The organism is Pseudomonas lijiangensis (assembly GCF_018968705.1).
Classification (GTDB): Bacteria; Pseudomonadota; Gammaproteobacteria; order Pseudomonadales; family Pseudomonadaceae; genus Aquipseudomonas; species Aquipseudomonas lijiangensis.
Map to the genome: position 1 here is coordinate 2938077 of NZ_CP076668.1, position 13249 is coordinate 2951325.

Genomic DNA, 13249 nt, shown 5'->3' on the forward strand with positions numbered 1-13249 from the left:
TGATTACGGCTGCGACTGCGGTTGAACCGCGGTCTGGTCAAACGGCTGATAAGGTTGCAGAACGGTGTCGCGCTGCTCGCCCAGCATCCAGGCGAAACCGGAATACATCACCACCAGGCAGACGAAGGTAAACAGCACCACCATCCACACCGGCACGATGCGTACCAGGCTGCGGCGCTGATCGTTCAAGCCTTCCCAATGGGGCGACAGCTCACGTGGTACATCACCGCGAAGTTGGCGGATCTGGCGATACAGGGCGTCACGGATGCCTTCGAGCTCGAGCATGCCCCGTGCCTGGACCCGATACTTGCCTTCAAAACCGAGGGACAGGCACAGGTACATCAGTTCCAGCATGGGCAGGTGCTTGACCGGGTTTTTCGACAGGCGATCCAGCAACTGGAAAAACTTCTCGCCGCCGAAGGTTTCGTTGTGGAAGCTGCTGAGCAGGCTCATCTGCGACCACTCGCTTTCGTTGCCCCAGGGCGTGGTCACAACCGCTTCGTCTACCACGGTGCACAGCACGTAACGGGCAGCCATTACCTGGCTGCTCTCGGCACCGTTGTGCAAGGCGCGCACTTCAAACAGCTTCAGCCCGGCAGTCAGTCGATCATTGAGTGCGTACAGGTCCTCGCGGGAGTCACTGTGCTTGAGTCGCACCACTTCAGACAGCAGCTCGGAGCCAGCAGCCACCAGCGAATTGAGGCTGATGTTGAACGCTTCGGCCGGGCGCAGGCGCGCCGCATAGATCATGCGCTCTTCAAGCTGCTCGAAGCGTGGCGGCGCTGCGAAGTCGGTCAGCGGGCTCGAAGCCGGCCCATGGCCCTGACGGTCGAGCAGGACGGTCTTGTCGTCCTGGTTGTATTCCGTGTCCTTGATCATGTCGATCAGTTCCTTATGGCCCAGAATTTCAGTTCAAGCTCGGCGAATTCGCCGGATACGTGGAACGCGAAGCCGCCGGAGCGCTCGAGTTGCGCCAGGTCTTCGGAACTGAGTTCGAGGATGAAATAGGTTTTGTTGGAGTGGAACGCGATCTGCCGCGGGGCCACCGGCAAGGGTTTGACCTTGATGCCTGGCAGGTGCAGGTTGACCAGTTGGCGGATACGCTCCACCGGGCCGACCTTGAGGTGCGCGGGCAAGCGATGGCGCAGCTCTTCGGAGTCGCAGTTGGCACTGGCCGCCAGCACGAACGAGGCCGAGCCCAGCAGTGTGTGATCGTGCAGCGGCGAGACGATGATGCCGTACTGGCGCGCCTGCAGAATCAACTCGATGGCATGCTGCTCCAGCACCATCGACAACACCTGACGGATCGCTTCCATCAGTTTGCGGAAGCTCGCGCCCTGGTCGCTGTGCTGATAACGGCTGTCCAGGCGCGGGCGCTTGCTGTCGCTGGAAAAGGTCGCCAGATCGCCCAGCATGGTCAGCAGCGTGCGGTACAGCTCTTCCGGGTGAACCTGCTCAAGACCCAGGTAGTGACGCAGCAACAGCTCGGTGCGGTTGATCAGTTGCAGCATCATGAAGTCGCCGACTTCAGCGCCGCCCACCTTGCCGTTAGAGCGAATCCGGTCGGCGATGGTATCGCCCCGGTGGCTGAGCATGCTGATGACTTCCTTCAGGCATGACAGCAGGTAGCTGGAAGCGTGTGCCTGGATGTAGGTCGGCACAAAGTCAGGGTCGAGGCTGATCACGCCGTCCGGCGTCGTATCGAGCACTTCGCAGATCTTCAGCTTCACGTACGCCTGATCGCTCTGCTGCTCGCCGAGCAACAGTTTGAAGTCGGGACGGCCACAGCTGACCTGGCTTGAGGAATCGTCGCCGGCATTGGAGTCGGCTACTTCGGCTTCATACGCGGTATAGCGTGCCAGCACGTCGGACTGCTCCGGGCGGCGCGCTTCGATGTGATTGCCGGTCACCAGCGGCAGTGCCAGATAGACCGGTGTATTACCGGTATTGGGCGGTACGTCGAGAGCCAGCGGCTCGGTGTTGCCGCCCAGCTCGAACAGGCTGCCGTCCGGCAGAATCCCCGAGGCCTGACTGACCACCAGTTTGCCCATGTTGAGGAACTGCAGGTCGATGTCCAGATTGAGGAAACCCCAGGTGTAGCTGCCCAGCAGCTTGGTCCGGGTCTTCATCTGGTGATCGTAGTAGCGATCGTTGTGCTGGAAGTGCTGCGGACGCAGCAACATGCCTTCCTGCCAAATGACTTTATGAGAGTTCATGGTCAGTCGACTGCCTTGGCGAGCGATTCATTGGTGTTGCGAATACCGTTCTGATCGAGGATCAGTTCGGCATCGGTGAGTGCCAGCGGGGTCACTTGCAGCGTGTAGCGCCATCTGGTTTCCGGCAGGTCACGGTAGGCCGCAAGGACACCGACGTAGCGGCTGCCCTCTCCCACAGTCAGCTTGAGGTCGACGGTTTCACCCGGACGCAGCTCCAGTTCTTCGCTGGTCACCATGTCCGGCGACAGGGACTCCTTGGCGCGCTCATAAAGGCTGAAGAAGTCCGCATTCTCGAACGCCACCGGGTGCTTGAGTTCGAACAGGCGTACCACGATCGGTGACGGACGGCCATTGAGGTCCGGGTTCAAACGATCACTGGCCGTCAGCTTCAGGTTGAGCTTGGTGAGATGGGAGTACGGCGAGAGCGTTGAGCAGCCGGCCAGCAGCACCAGGGCGGTCAGCGCAGCCAGCGTTTTAGAGAAAGCAGTCATACGGCGAGACATGCGCATCATCCTTGGTGATCGGTGTGGAGGGTGGAAATCAGGCGAATCTGCTCTTCATAGGCCTGGGCGAAATCGCGGGCCATCAAACGCTCGCTCCAGTCATCATCCTGGCGCAACGCCTGGTGATAGCGTCCGTAAGCTCTCCAGCGACTGCCGGACGTGGCAAACAGCGGTTTGTTGTCGCGCTCGAAACGCAGGGTGAGCTGTTGCGGCGAGAAGTGTTCCAGAGTGCCGCGAACGGCGGCGCGGCTGGCGGTCAGCAAAGCCACCTGATGCGCCTGCAGATCACGGAATGCGCGGGATATCGCCTGCTCGGCCGGCAACTGCCCAGGTTTGCCCGGCTGCAACAGAATGCCCAGTGCTTCACGGGTATCGACGGCAAACTTCAACGGGTTTTTCTGACTGCCCTGAACCGTGGTCTGTGCCAGGCGCAATTCGTTTTTCAGCTCGCTACGGGTGCGCAGGCTCTGCTGCAGACCGCCGATGCTTTGCTTGAGCAAACGGGCTGCATTGAGCGCCAGTGCCTCTTTGGCATCGTGATCGAGACCGTTGAGGTCAACCCCCAGAGCCACAGCAAACTTGTCCCAGAAAGCATCGGACTGACGTTCGACCGGCGGCGGTGCAGGCGCGGGTTCAGGCTTTTTCGCGACCTCGACCAGTTCCGGCACCAACAGGCTTTCCATATCGATGCGGGCATAGTCGGCACGCTGCCGGCCATCATCGATAGCGGTGTTCGGGGAGATCAGCTCCTCGATTTCCGAATAGACACGCTCCTGCTGGTCAAGGGCGTTCAGCGGGTCCAGGTCGAGGAAGGCATCGTCAGGGATGATGCTGCCTGCCGCCTGTGGACGACCGACTTCCACGTCGAACGTGGCCGGGTCACGAACCAGACGCGCACGAATCTCGAAGTCACCCAGGACATATACACTGCCGTGTTCGATACGAACGGCTTCACCCTTGCGCAGGCGCGCACCGTTGGCGCTGTCCTGAATACCGTTACTGCTGGTATCGGTCAGGAAAAACGTTCCCTCGCGATAGCTGATCAGCGCGTGATGGTTGGACAAATGACGCTTGCGGTCCGGGATGATCCAGTCGCAGTCCTCTCCCCGACCAATCACGCCACCCGCCTGCTTGAAGGTCTTCTGGCACAACTCCGTGGGCACGAACTGCTTGGTGTTAAGCATTTCGAAAACCAGTTCCATGATGATGCTCCTTGCGGTCACTTGCCGCGATTGACCGCCTGAGGATCACCCAATGGGCGATAGGTGTTGTCGTTGAATTTGTAATTGCCGCTGCAGCCGCCAAGGCCGCATAGAACGACAAGTGTCAGCAGGAAGGCTTGCCAGTGACGAACAGACATCAGAGGGTCTCCAGGAGTAAGCACAAAGCGCCGGACCTTTCGGAGGGCGCTGTTGGAAGCGGATGAATTGAAAAACAGTGTGGTTGCCTACCCATTGAAATCACCCAGATTGATATTCAGGCGCTCAAGGCGGTAAAGCAGTGTGCGTCTCGGCAGACCGAGTTCGCGCGCGGAAAGCGTCTGGTTGCCATCGTTCTTGCGCAGGCAATCGAGGAGCATGCAGCGTTCTACCTGTTCCAGTCGCTCGCGCAGATTGAGGCTGCTGTCCAGTGGGATGGCTTCTGTGCGCAGGGAAAAGTGCTCGGCCAGCAACTCACCGCCCTCGCACAGCAGCACGGCACGTTCGACCAGGCCCTTGAGCTCGCGAACGTTGCCGGGGAAGGCATAGCTGGACAGGTGAGTCAGTGCCGAATCCGACCAGCGCAACGGGTCACGCTGCAGGAATGCACAGGTCTTGTCGGCAAAGTGCCGAGCCAGGTCGACAATGTCGCCTTCGCGCTGACGCAAGGCCGGCAGTTCGATAGGGAACTGCGCAAGGCGGTAGTACAAGTCCTCGCGGAACGTGCCTTCACTGACCATCACCGACAGATCCCGGTGTGTGGCGGCAATGATGCGCACGTCGATCTTGTGAGTCTCGTTGGAACCCAGCGGACGAATCTCGCCTTCCTGCAGGACGCGCAGCAGCTTGGCTTGCAGGGCCAATGGCATGTCGCCGATTTCGTCGAGCAACAGGGTGCCGCCATTGGCAGCGTCGAAAAGCCCTTCACGGTCAAAGTCAGCACCGGTGAATGCACCCTTGCGATAGCCGAACAACTCGCTTTCGAGCAGGTTTTCAGGGAACGCCGCACAGTTCTGCACGATGAATGCCTTCGAATGGCGCGGTCCGAAGTCATGAATCGCCCGTGCGACCACTTCCTTGCCGGTGCCCGTCTCGCCGCGCAACAGCACGGTATAAGGGCTGTGCAGGACTTTGCTGATCATCGAATAGGTACGGCGCATGCTTGCGCTTTTACCGATCAGTCCGTAATCGCTGGCACTGGGCACGCGGGCCGATGCAACGGGCAGCTCATTCATGGGCTGGCGCAGGCGCTGCATCAGATGCAACTGGCCAAGTACAAACGAGCCAAGCTGTCCGAGTGAGTCGGCAAAACCTTGCAGGTCGACATGCCGACGGCTTGCGCACAACAACACGCCTTCTACGGACTTCTGATGGGTGACCATCGGGACACACAGCAGCGACTGCCAGGGCGTGGCCTGTGCCGGCAGGAAGCTGGTTTCATGCAGGCTGCCGCTCAGTTCGCTGAGGAACAGCACACGATTCTGGCTCAGGGCGAACTGCAGCAACTGTTCGTCACTGTAATCCACCGGCAAGCTCGCCGCTTCCCGGGGTTGCAGGACGCCATCAAGGCACTCGGCATTCATGCCAAGGCAGGTGTTGGTGGCATCCAGCAGGTAGAGCTGAGTCAGCTCGCAACCGCTGAGCCCGGCCAGCCCGCGCACAAAGCCACCCAGCAGATCGGCACCGCTGGCCGCTCGCGACAGTTCAGCGTACTGCGCAAGCAACGCTTCGGCATAGGCCAGTGGCTGAGGCACCTGAGTGAACATCACACCCACCTCAGGCGAACTCGCACGTCACGCTGGCGTTGCCGTCGAGCGTGGCGTGAACCCGCTTGAGGCTTTCACCGGTGGCCATGGCATCCAGGAGGCGGTCGGCCACCAGCGGCAGAACGTGCTGATCCAGCAAGTGATCGATCAGGCGCGCACCGCTTTCGCTCTGGGTGCAACGCTCGGACAGGTGATCCACCAGGTTCTGGCACCAGGTGAACTCCAGCTGGCGACGGTTCAGGCGCTCGCCCAGACGACCGAGTTTGATCTCGATCAGCTCGCGCAGCACCGGGCCGCCGACCGGGTAATACGGCACGACGCGCATACGGGCCAGCAGCGCCGGTTTGAAGTGTTTGCTGAGGACCGGGCGAATGGTCTCTTCCAGCACTTCGGCAGACGGACGCTCGCCGTTTTCGCACAGCTCGGCGATACGGTCGCTGCCCAGGTTCGAGGTCATCAGGATCAGGGTATTGCGGAAGTCGATCTCGCGCCCTTCCCCGTCGTTGGCCACGCCCTTGTCGAAGATCTGGTAAAACAGGTTGAGCACGTCCGGGTCAGCCTTCTCGACTTCATCGAGCAGCACCACGGAATAAGGCTTCTGGCGCACGGCTTCGGTGAGCATGCCGCCTTCGCCGTAACCTACATAGCCCGGTGGTGCGCCGATCAGGCGTGAAACGGTGTGTTTCTCCTGGAATTCGGACATGTTGATGGTGGTGATGAAGCGGTCACCGCCGTACAGCAGATCCGCCAGGGCCAGCGCGGTTTCGGTCTTGCCGACACCGCTCGGACCGACCAGCAGGAACACGCCCACCGGTGCGTCGGGCTTGTTCAGGCCGGCAGCCGTGGCGCGCATCGAACGATCAAGCGCATGTACAGCCTGTTCCTGACCACGGATGCGGGTACGCAGGTCGACGGCGAAACTCGCGACCTTGGCATTGTGCTCACGGGCCAGTTGCGACAGCGGCACACCGGTCCAGGCGCTGATCACTTCGGCCACCAGACGCGGGCAGACTTCGAAGCTGACCAGACGCTCCTTGGCCTGAGCGGCGGTCAAGGCACTGTGGGTCTGGTTCAACTCGGCTTCCAGCGTCTCGACACTCAGGGCTTCGTCGGCTTCATTGCTCAGGGTTTCGATGACCGTGCCTTCGGCGTCCTCTTCGACACTGATGGTCGGCTCGACCGCTGCGGCTTCACGGGCCTTGGCCAGTTGCTGACGCAGTTCCAGCAGACGTTCGGCCAGTTGCTTCTGTTCGGTCCACTGGCTTTCCAGAGCTGTCATTTCACTCTGGGCTTCCTCCAGTCGGGCTTCCAGAGCATCAAGGGCTTCATGGTCGATCAGCAGACCGGCTTCGGCATCACGGCGCAGCGCCTGACGCTGACGGCCGCCTTCGGCCAGTTCGCCACGCAGGCGCTCAAGGCTCTCAGGAGCCGCGGCCAGGCTGATGCGCACACGGGCGCATGCTGTATCGAGAACATCGACAGCCTTGTCCGGCAACTGGCGGCCTGCCAGATAACGGGCAGACAACTCGGCAGCACACACCACGGCGTCATCACGCAGGTAGATACCGTGGCTCTTCTCGTAAACCTGAGCCAGGCCACGCAGGATGGTCACGGCTTCGCTGACAGTCGGTTCGTGCAGTTGCACCGGCTGGAAACGACGGGCCAGGGCCGGGTCTTTTTCAAAGTACTTCTTGTACTCCGCCCAGGTGGTGGCAGCGATGGTACGCAACTCGCCACGGGCCAGGGCCGGCTTGAGCAGGTTGGCTGCATCGGAGCCACCGGCATTGCCGCCAGCACCGATCAACGTGTGGGCTTCGTCGATAAACAGGATGATGGGCTTTGGCGAGGCTTTGACTTCGTCGATCACACCTTTGAGGCGTCGTTCGAACTCGCCCTTGACGCTGGCACCGGCCTGCAACAGTCCCATGTCCAGAGACAGAAGCTCTACGCCCTTGAGGACTTGCGGCACTTCACCCGCGGCGATGCGCGAAGCCAGACCTTCGACAATGGCGGTTTTACCCACACCCGCTTCACCGACCACAATCGGGTTGTTCTTGCGGCGACGAGCCAGGATATCGACCATCTGGCGAATAGCGCCGTCGCGGCACAGCACCGGATCGAGTTTGCCGTCACGGGCCTGTTGGGTCAGATTGTGGGTGAAGCGCTCCAGCAGCGACTCGCCCTGCACTGCCGGTTTACCGTTGGCCGGTTGTTCTTTCTGGGACAGCGCGAACTCTTTGAGGCGTTCAACGTTCAACTTGGCCAGCAATGGCTGGTAGCGGCTACCGGCATAGCGCATCGGATTGCGCAGCAATGCAAGGATCAGCGCGGCCTGTTCGACCTGGTTCTGGCCCAGTTCAAGGTTGGCCACCAGCAACGCATCCTGTATCCATTGCACCAGTTCCGGTGCGAACACCGGGTTACGCGAAGCACTGTGCTCGACGCGCGGCTGCAGCGCAGCGCTCAGTTCACCGGCATCCACTTCGGCATCCTGCAAGGCGCGCGCGAGCAAGCCTTGGGGACGTTCCAGCAGGCCCAGCAACAAGTCTTCGACGAGGATTTTGCTACCGCCACGGGCAACGCAGCGCTCGGCCGAACGTTCCAGATCACGACGGGTTTCGGCGTCCAGTGCCTGAATAAGTTGTTGCAGGTCTACGTTGATCATGGGTCATCTGTCCTTAATGAGTTTTGCTGCCCAGGGTTACCACACCGTCCGCTTTTTCGCGGCCGAGCCAACTGGTCCATCCCAGGCGACAGGCGTTTTGTTCACCGATGCGCAGTTCGCGTATTTCTTCCTGGCGCAGTACCAGGCGAATGTCGTAATCAAGCGGGTCACGCAAGGTGAACCGCACCAGCGCGCACAGCGGCTGGTAGCCGAAACCGATCGGCAGGAACTCGTGAAAGCGCTGCCAGTCGAGCTCGCGAATGTGAATGCGGAACTTGCCGCTGCGGTCGCGCACGTGCTCACCCAGCACCAGATCTTCCCCGAGCATGCTGTTGGCGCGGCCCAGACGATTGCGCTGCTCGTCGAGAATTTCCACCCGACGCTCGATGCACTGCTCGATGGTCAGTTCGGCGTGCTTGAAGTAATAACGCAGCACCGCTTCGATCAATGCTGCCGAGTGCGCACGCAGGCTGAGCAGGCCCAGATACGGCAGCAAACGCTTCCAGTTCAGTTCCTTGGCGCGCCGGATCTCTTCCCCACCCAGGCCGATCAGGGCGAAAAGATGCGAAGAGAACGCATCGACCGCGCCGCTTTCGAAGCTGGCGCGATAGCGGTATTTCTTCCAGATCGGCAGCATCAGCCGTTGCAGGCGATGGTGAAACAGATCGAGAAAATTGCGGGTCGGGTTGCCGTCCTCGCTGTCGCCCAGCGCCTGTTCGCCATAAAACGCAGGCAGCGGCGAACCGGAACCCACCAGGCCGATCAGGTTGAAGCGCATGCGCGCCCGCATCTGCCCGTGCTCTTCGAAAAACTCCACGCGATCAACGTCACTGCCAGGGAAACCCAGGCTCGGGTTGGCCTGGAATTCCAGCTGGTCATACAGGTCGTCTTCGCTCAGGTACGGGTGCGCCTCGCGCAGCCGGTCGATGACCAGCAGCACAGCCTGAAACAGCGAGTACTCTCGTATACTTCGGGTCAGCCCGCTTAAAGCAGGGGCTGAAGACCCATACGTGGTGTCCATTGGTACACCTCTCCCTGTGTGCTTTTTACCCGCAGTTCATGGTACGAATTGAGACTGGCGTAAAGCGCGAAAAACTCGTTGAGAACCGAAGCGAACACGAACAGGTCGCCTTCGCCGATATACCCTTCCGGGTCGATGGTCAGTTCGGTGCGCAGACCGCGTACCGGCAGACCACGGTGTAACCGGTCCACGTGTTGATGCTTGATCGACTTGAGCCCGCCCAGCAGGCGCTTGCTGACCTTTTCCGCGTGCTGGTCGTAGTAGCGCGGCAGGTCGTAGGTTTCCAGAATCACCTTCAGTGCATTGACGTCGGCCAGGGACAAATAGTTAAGCGACATGTTGCTGATCAGCTTCCACAGGAAGTCACGGTTCAGCGGCGGCGCAAAACTCGACGTGGCCGGGGTGATATTGCGAAAGCTCAGGAACTCCGGCGTCTCTTCGCAGGCCATGCAGATATCGCCGAGCTTGAGCTTGCGCGGCAGGTTCTGGTTGGTGCACATCAGCTCGATGGACAGGGTTTCGTGAGCCTCGGTGTGACGGATACCGAAGCTCAGGTAAGTGTCCAGCCCGTGATGCAGCAAGGATGAACGCTGGCGGATGCTGTAATGCGGACGGCTGTTGGGCACATCGAAGCTGGGGTCATGTTCGAAAGACTCGAACGGCACGTACTCCTGATAACCGAGGCCGCCGGGCTTCCAGCCGGTCACGGTTTCCACCGAAAACACACCACAGTTTTCCAGGTCGTATTCCGCTGGCAACAACAGGTACTCGTCCTGTTTGCCATCGAGACGGATCGGCAACGCATCGTGCTTGAACAGGTTGACGATGGGCGTGCAGAACAGCTTCACGTTATCCAGGGTCGGGCGCAGGCGCTGGATACCGCTTTTACGGATATCGAAACGCAGTTCCAGGCCACGCATCTGCTTGAGGGTGTCTTGTGGCAACGCTTTGAGAATATCCAGGCCGTTGACGTCGACGAACAGGAACTTGTCCTGAAAGGCGAAGTATTCCTGCAGGTAGCGATAGCCGCGGAAGGTGTTCAGCGGATACGGGATCAACGCCTCTTCCTCGGCAAAACCCACCGGCTGCACACGGTCGCCCGGGATCTTGAAGGCCATCGGAATGTCGTTGACGCCATTGATGGGCTTGCCGGCTCCGTCCAGAGGAATCAGCTCGATGCCTTCCAGGTTGCGCAACAGGCTCAGGTAAAGCATCTGGCTGATGTAGCGCTCACCGGCAAAATGCAGGCGCAGGCGACTCAGCTCCAGCTCGCCCAGGTGACCGTCAGCACTCATTTCCAGGCGCAGGCTCAACAGCGAACCGTCGCCCTTCACCGAGTAATTCAGTGCCTTCAGGTCCAGTGCCAGCACCTCGGTCGGGTAGCAGGTACGGAAACGGCAACGCACGTCATCTTTTGGCACGCTCTCGATTGGCGTATCACGCTCGACATTCAACGCAGGCCCCGAACGCTTGAGCGGATCGAACTGCAAAATGCTGAATGCCGGCAGCGGGCGCATGTAGTTCGGCCACAGCAGTTGCATCAGCGAATGGCTGAGTTCCGGCAATTCGTCATCGAGTTTCTGGCGCAGACGCCCGGTCAGGAAAGCAAAACCTTCCAGCAACCGCTCCACATCCGGATCACGCCCGGTCTGCCCCAGAAAAGGCGCCAACGCCGGGCTACGCTCGGCGAAACGACGACCTAGCTGACGCAGTGCGGTGAGCTCGCTTTGGTAGTAGTGGTTAAAGGACACGGGTTACCTGCCTGGTAGTGGATCTCGTGGGAAAGCGGTTCTGCTTAATACTTTGTGCCGAGTGATCAGAAAATTTCACTGAACACCCATTTGTCGAAGCGATAAAGCGCTACAACACCTGCAATCGGAGCGATCAAAAGAGAAAAGCCCCCCTGAAAACTTTTCGACCTTGCGAAAATGACAAGCGCCCTTGCAAAGCAAAAAACCACCAGCAGCATTAGCGGAATATAAAGGGCCACACAAAGGACAAACAGCTCCTTGTAGATATCGACACTCTCCGAAAGCCCTAAATACTCAAAGCTAACTGGCCACTCGCTTTTTGGATCTGTAAATGAAAAAAGTACAAAGATCGCCAAAACCGAATAATAGAAAGCTTTCATTTATCAGCACCACGCCCGGAGCGCCTCGCCAATACCATTTCGCTCACTTTCCCTGAAAGAAATATTGCAGCAGCAGTCAGGCCGCCTGTCAAAACGCTGTAAGCCAATGCCCGCACAGGGTAGAGAGGAAGCAGGTAAACCAATATAGCGCCTACCATAAGGAACAAAAAAACTAGTTTCATTGCAATCCTGGGTATTAACGCCACAATGAAATTTACCGCAATAAAAAAATAGAAAATCAAATACATGGCCATCCCAATGGATGCGCCGCGAGAAGTCAGCCCGCCAAAAGCATATTTATACAACGATACGCCGTAATAATTAACGACCACATAGAAGGCGCATGCAAAAAAATGGACTGCCAACGCTATCATTACTCGAGCCATCATTTTTTCCAGACTCCATATTTCGCTACCAAATCTGGGGTAATGGAGCTTTTAAGCTTCTGGCTTGAACCATTACGGTACAGAGTTTTAGTGATAACTCTCTCACGAAGCCCCATGCGGCCGGCAACGACCATTTCCTTTTCAATGTGAATATCAAAATTTTCCGAAGCCCAAAGCGCACCGCGCAATACCATGTAGTTATCGTATTCGTTAGAAAAATCCGCCTTCGGAAAAATAGGAAGACCATCGCCATATTTCATGCCGGTCTCCACTGTTTTCAGGATAGAGGCCTCTTGTTGCTTTGTCTCTTCCAGATACAGACGGTATGTATCGGTGGCAAACGGAATTTGACCCACTCCATCAGCCCAGTAAGGCTCGCCTTCGATCATTACCAATATGAAGCCAGATCCACCTTCAGGGCTATGTTTCCAATCTCCTGACATGGTAGGCATAAAGCTGAGCGACACACGATCTACGATCGCAAAGTTAATAATCTGCGCCCACGTAAAGTGCTTGTACGCCTTATAGGCTTCAGAGCCAACTGATAGAGATTCAGGGTTTATCCATACCATCTTTCTATAGTTATCGGCCAAAGGCTCAAACCACTGGCGCTTTGCCTCATACAACTTATCAGCTGTGAGAATTCTAAATTTAACATCCGATGGCCCAGGTTTTAGGGCAAACAGTGGTACTCCATTCCCCCTGGTTACAAGCCAGATATCGGGCACTAAAAGCTTTTGAGGTTTTTGATCCTCACTAGGTGTCGTTTCCGACTTGATTTTCAGCTCCGTTTTGCCATCCGACGTCTCAAAAACATGAGCTACACCGTCGATAATAATAGTGGTTTCCACGCTATTACTCCGACGCTACGTAAATAGTGACTATTTCGCTTTGCTTGCCAGTCGATAAACATCCAGTGGCACCAGCGGTCGATGAGCTTCCTGCTTTCTCTATCCCAGACTCAGAAATCATCCTGTAATTCAAGCTGGATACAGGCTGTCCATTAGCAGTCTGAAACTCAAAAGTACGATTAAATACTCCAGGAATAACCACTGGCTCAGGAGCAACAAACGGCGCCGGCGTATGCGAATTCCCGATAATCACCGTCCCGGACCCGGCCGTCACCTTGTTGCCATGACTGCCCACCGAACCCACGGTCGCAGCCGGTTTGCCGTTGATCAGAACGGTCGTTGCAAGATCGCCCACCATCGCACCGCCACAGGCCGAGGCATCGCCCTGGCGGGCGGCCGGGAGGCCGTCGAAGAAGACGTCGCCGGAACCGGCAGCAATCGGGTTGGTGCCATGGCCGGAGACAGGGCAAGCAGTCGGGTCGGATACACGTGCTGCGGGTTTACCGGACAT

13 protein-coding genes are annotated in these 13249 nt (G+C 58.4%); all 13 read right to left on the bottom strand.

Features of this window, described 5'->3' with window-relative positions:
- Nucleotides 1–3 precede the first annotated feature (3 nt).
- The gene (icmH, locus tag KQP88_RS12380; protein WP_025260173.1) at nucleotides 4–879 is read right to left on the bottom strand and encodes a type IVB secretion system protein IcmH/DotU; all 876 of its coding nucleotides are present in this window, start codon (nucleotides 877–879) and stop codon (nucleotides 4–6) included.
- 5 nt (nucleotides 880–884) lie between these two features.
- Nucleotides 885–2216 carry a type VI secretion system baseplate subunit TssK gene (gene tssK, locus KQP88_RS12385; protein WP_200992231.1) on the bottom strand — a complete coding sequence of 444 codons (1332 nt, stop codon included), beginning with the start codon at nucleotides 2214–2216 and terminating at the stop codon, nucleotides 885–887.
- Between the two features lie 2 nt (nucleotides 2217–2218).
- Entirely contained in the window at nucleotides 2219–2719 is a 501-nt protein-coding gene (gene tssJ, locus KQP88_RS12390; RefSeq protein WP_216703173.1) for a type VI secretion system lipoprotein TssJ, read from the bottom strand.
- 5 nt (nucleotides 2720–2724) lie between these two features.
- The gene (gene tagH, locus KQP88_RS12395; protein ID WP_200992229.1) at nucleotides 2725–3921 is read right to left on the bottom strand and encodes a type VI secretion system-associated FHA domain protein TagH; all 1197 of its coding nucleotides are present in this window, start codon (nucleotides 3919–3921) and stop codon (nucleotides 2725–2727) included.
- 17 nt (nucleotides 3922–3938) lie between these two features.
- Nucleotides 3939–4079 carry a hypothetical protein gene (locus KQP88_RS12400; RefSeq protein WP_025260177.1) on the bottom strand — a complete coding sequence of 47 codons (141 nt, stop codon included), beginning with the start codon at nucleotides 4077–4079 and terminating at the stop codon, nucleotides 3939–3941.
- An 87-nt stretch (nucleotides 4080–4166) separates the two neighbouring features.
- The gene (locus tag KQP88_RS12405; RefSeq protein WP_216703174.1) at nucleotides 4167–5684 is read right to left on the bottom strand and encodes a sigma-54 interaction domain-containing protein; all 1518 of its coding nucleotides are present in this window, start codon (nucleotides 5682–5684) and stop codon (nucleotides 4167–4169) included.
- Nucleotides 5685–5694: 10 nt separating this feature from the next.
- Entirely contained in the window at nucleotides 5695–8349 is a 2655-nt protein-coding gene (gene tssH / locus KQP88_RS12410) for a type VI secretion system ATPase TssH (protein WP_216703175.1), read from the bottom strand.
- 13 nt (nucleotides 8350–8362) lie between these two features.
- Nucleotides 8363–9370, bottom strand: a complete 1008-nt coding sequence (tssG, locus tag KQP88_RS12415) for a type VI secretion system baseplate subunit TssG (protein WP_200992226.1) — start codon at nucleotides 9368–9370, stop codon at nucleotides 8363–8365.
- Nucleotides 9334–11121 carry a type VI secretion system baseplate subunit TssF gene (gene tssF / locus KQP88_RS12420; protein ID WP_200992225.1) on the bottom strand — a complete coding sequence of 596 codons (1788 nt, stop codon included), beginning with the start codon at nucleotides 11119–11121 and terminating at the stop codon, nucleotides 9334–9336. Before tssF ends, tssG begins: the two co-directional genes overlap by 37 nt.
- 65 nt (nucleotides 11122–11186) lie before the next feature.
- Complete coding sequence (locus KQP88_RS12425) at nucleotides 11187–11501, bottom strand: hypothetical protein (RefSeq protein ID WP_216703176.1); 315 nt, start codon at nucleotides 11499–11501, stop codon at nucleotides 11187–11189.
- Nucleotides 11498–11890, bottom strand: coding sequence for a hypothetical protein (locus tag KQP88_RS12430; RefSeq protein ID WP_216703177.1), 393 nt, complete (start codon nucleotides 11888–11890; stop codon nucleotides 11498–11500). Before KQP88_RS12430 ends, KQP88_RS12425 begins: the two co-directional genes overlap by 4 nt.
- Nucleotides 11887–12738 carry a hypothetical protein gene (locus KQP88_RS12435; protein ID WP_216703178.1) on the bottom strand — a complete coding sequence of 284 codons (852 nt, stop codon included), beginning with the start codon at nucleotides 12736–12738 and terminating at the stop codon, nucleotides 11887–11889. Before KQP88_RS12435 ends, KQP88_RS12430 begins: the two co-directional genes overlap by 4 nt.
- A 4-nt stretch (nucleotides 12739–12742) precedes the next feature.
- A complete protein-coding gene (locus KQP88_RS12440) occupies nucleotides 12743–13249 on the bottom strand; it encodes a PAAR domain-containing protein (protein ID WP_216703179.1) in 507 nt (168 codons plus the stop codon).

Bases quoted from the DNA above. Each gene is read 5' to 3' on its own strand.
- icmH (WP_025260173.1), bottom strand. From the start codon at position 879: ATGATCAAGGACACGGAATACAACCAGGACGACAAGACCGTCCTGCTC.
- tssK (WP_200992231.1), bottom strand. From the start codon at position 2,216: ATGAACTCTCATAAAGTCATTTGGCAGGAAGGCATGTTGCTGCGTCCG.
- tssJ (WP_216703173.1), bottom strand. From the start codon at position 2,719: ATGTCTCGCCGTATGACTGCTTTCTCTAAAACGCTGGCTGCGCTGACC.
- tagH (WP_200992229.1), bottom strand. From the start codon at position 3,921: ATGGAACTGGTTTTCGAAATGCTTAACACCAAGCAGTTCGTGCCCACG.
- KQP88_RS12400 (WP_025260177.1), bottom strand. From the start codon at position 4,079: ATGTCTGTTCGTCACTGGCAAGCCTTCCTGCTGACACTTGTCGTTCTA.
- KQP88_RS12405 (WP_216703174.1), bottom strand. From the start codon at position 5,684: ATGTTCACTCAGGTGCCTCAGCCACTGGCCTATGCCGAAGCGTTGCTT.
- tssH (WP_216703175.1), bottom strand. From the start codon at position 8,349: ATGATCAACGTAGACCTGCAACAACTTATTCAGGCACTGGACGCCGAA.
- tssG (WP_200992226.1), bottom strand. From the start codon at position 9,370: ATGGACACCACGTATGGGTCTTCAGCCCCTGCTTTAAGCGGGCTGACC.
- KQP88_RS12425 (WP_216703176.1), bottom strand. From the start codon at position 11,501: ATGAAAGCTTTCTATTATTCGGTTTTGGCGATCTTTGTACTTTTTTCA.
- KQP88_RS12430 (WP_216703177.1), bottom strand. From the start codon at position 11,890: ATGATGGCTCGAGTAATGATAGCGTTGGCAGTCCATTTTTTTGCATGC.
- KQP88_RS12440 (WP_216703179.1), bottom strand. From the start codon at position 13,249: ATGTCCGGTAAACCCGCAGCACGTGTATCCGACCCGACTGCTTGCCCT.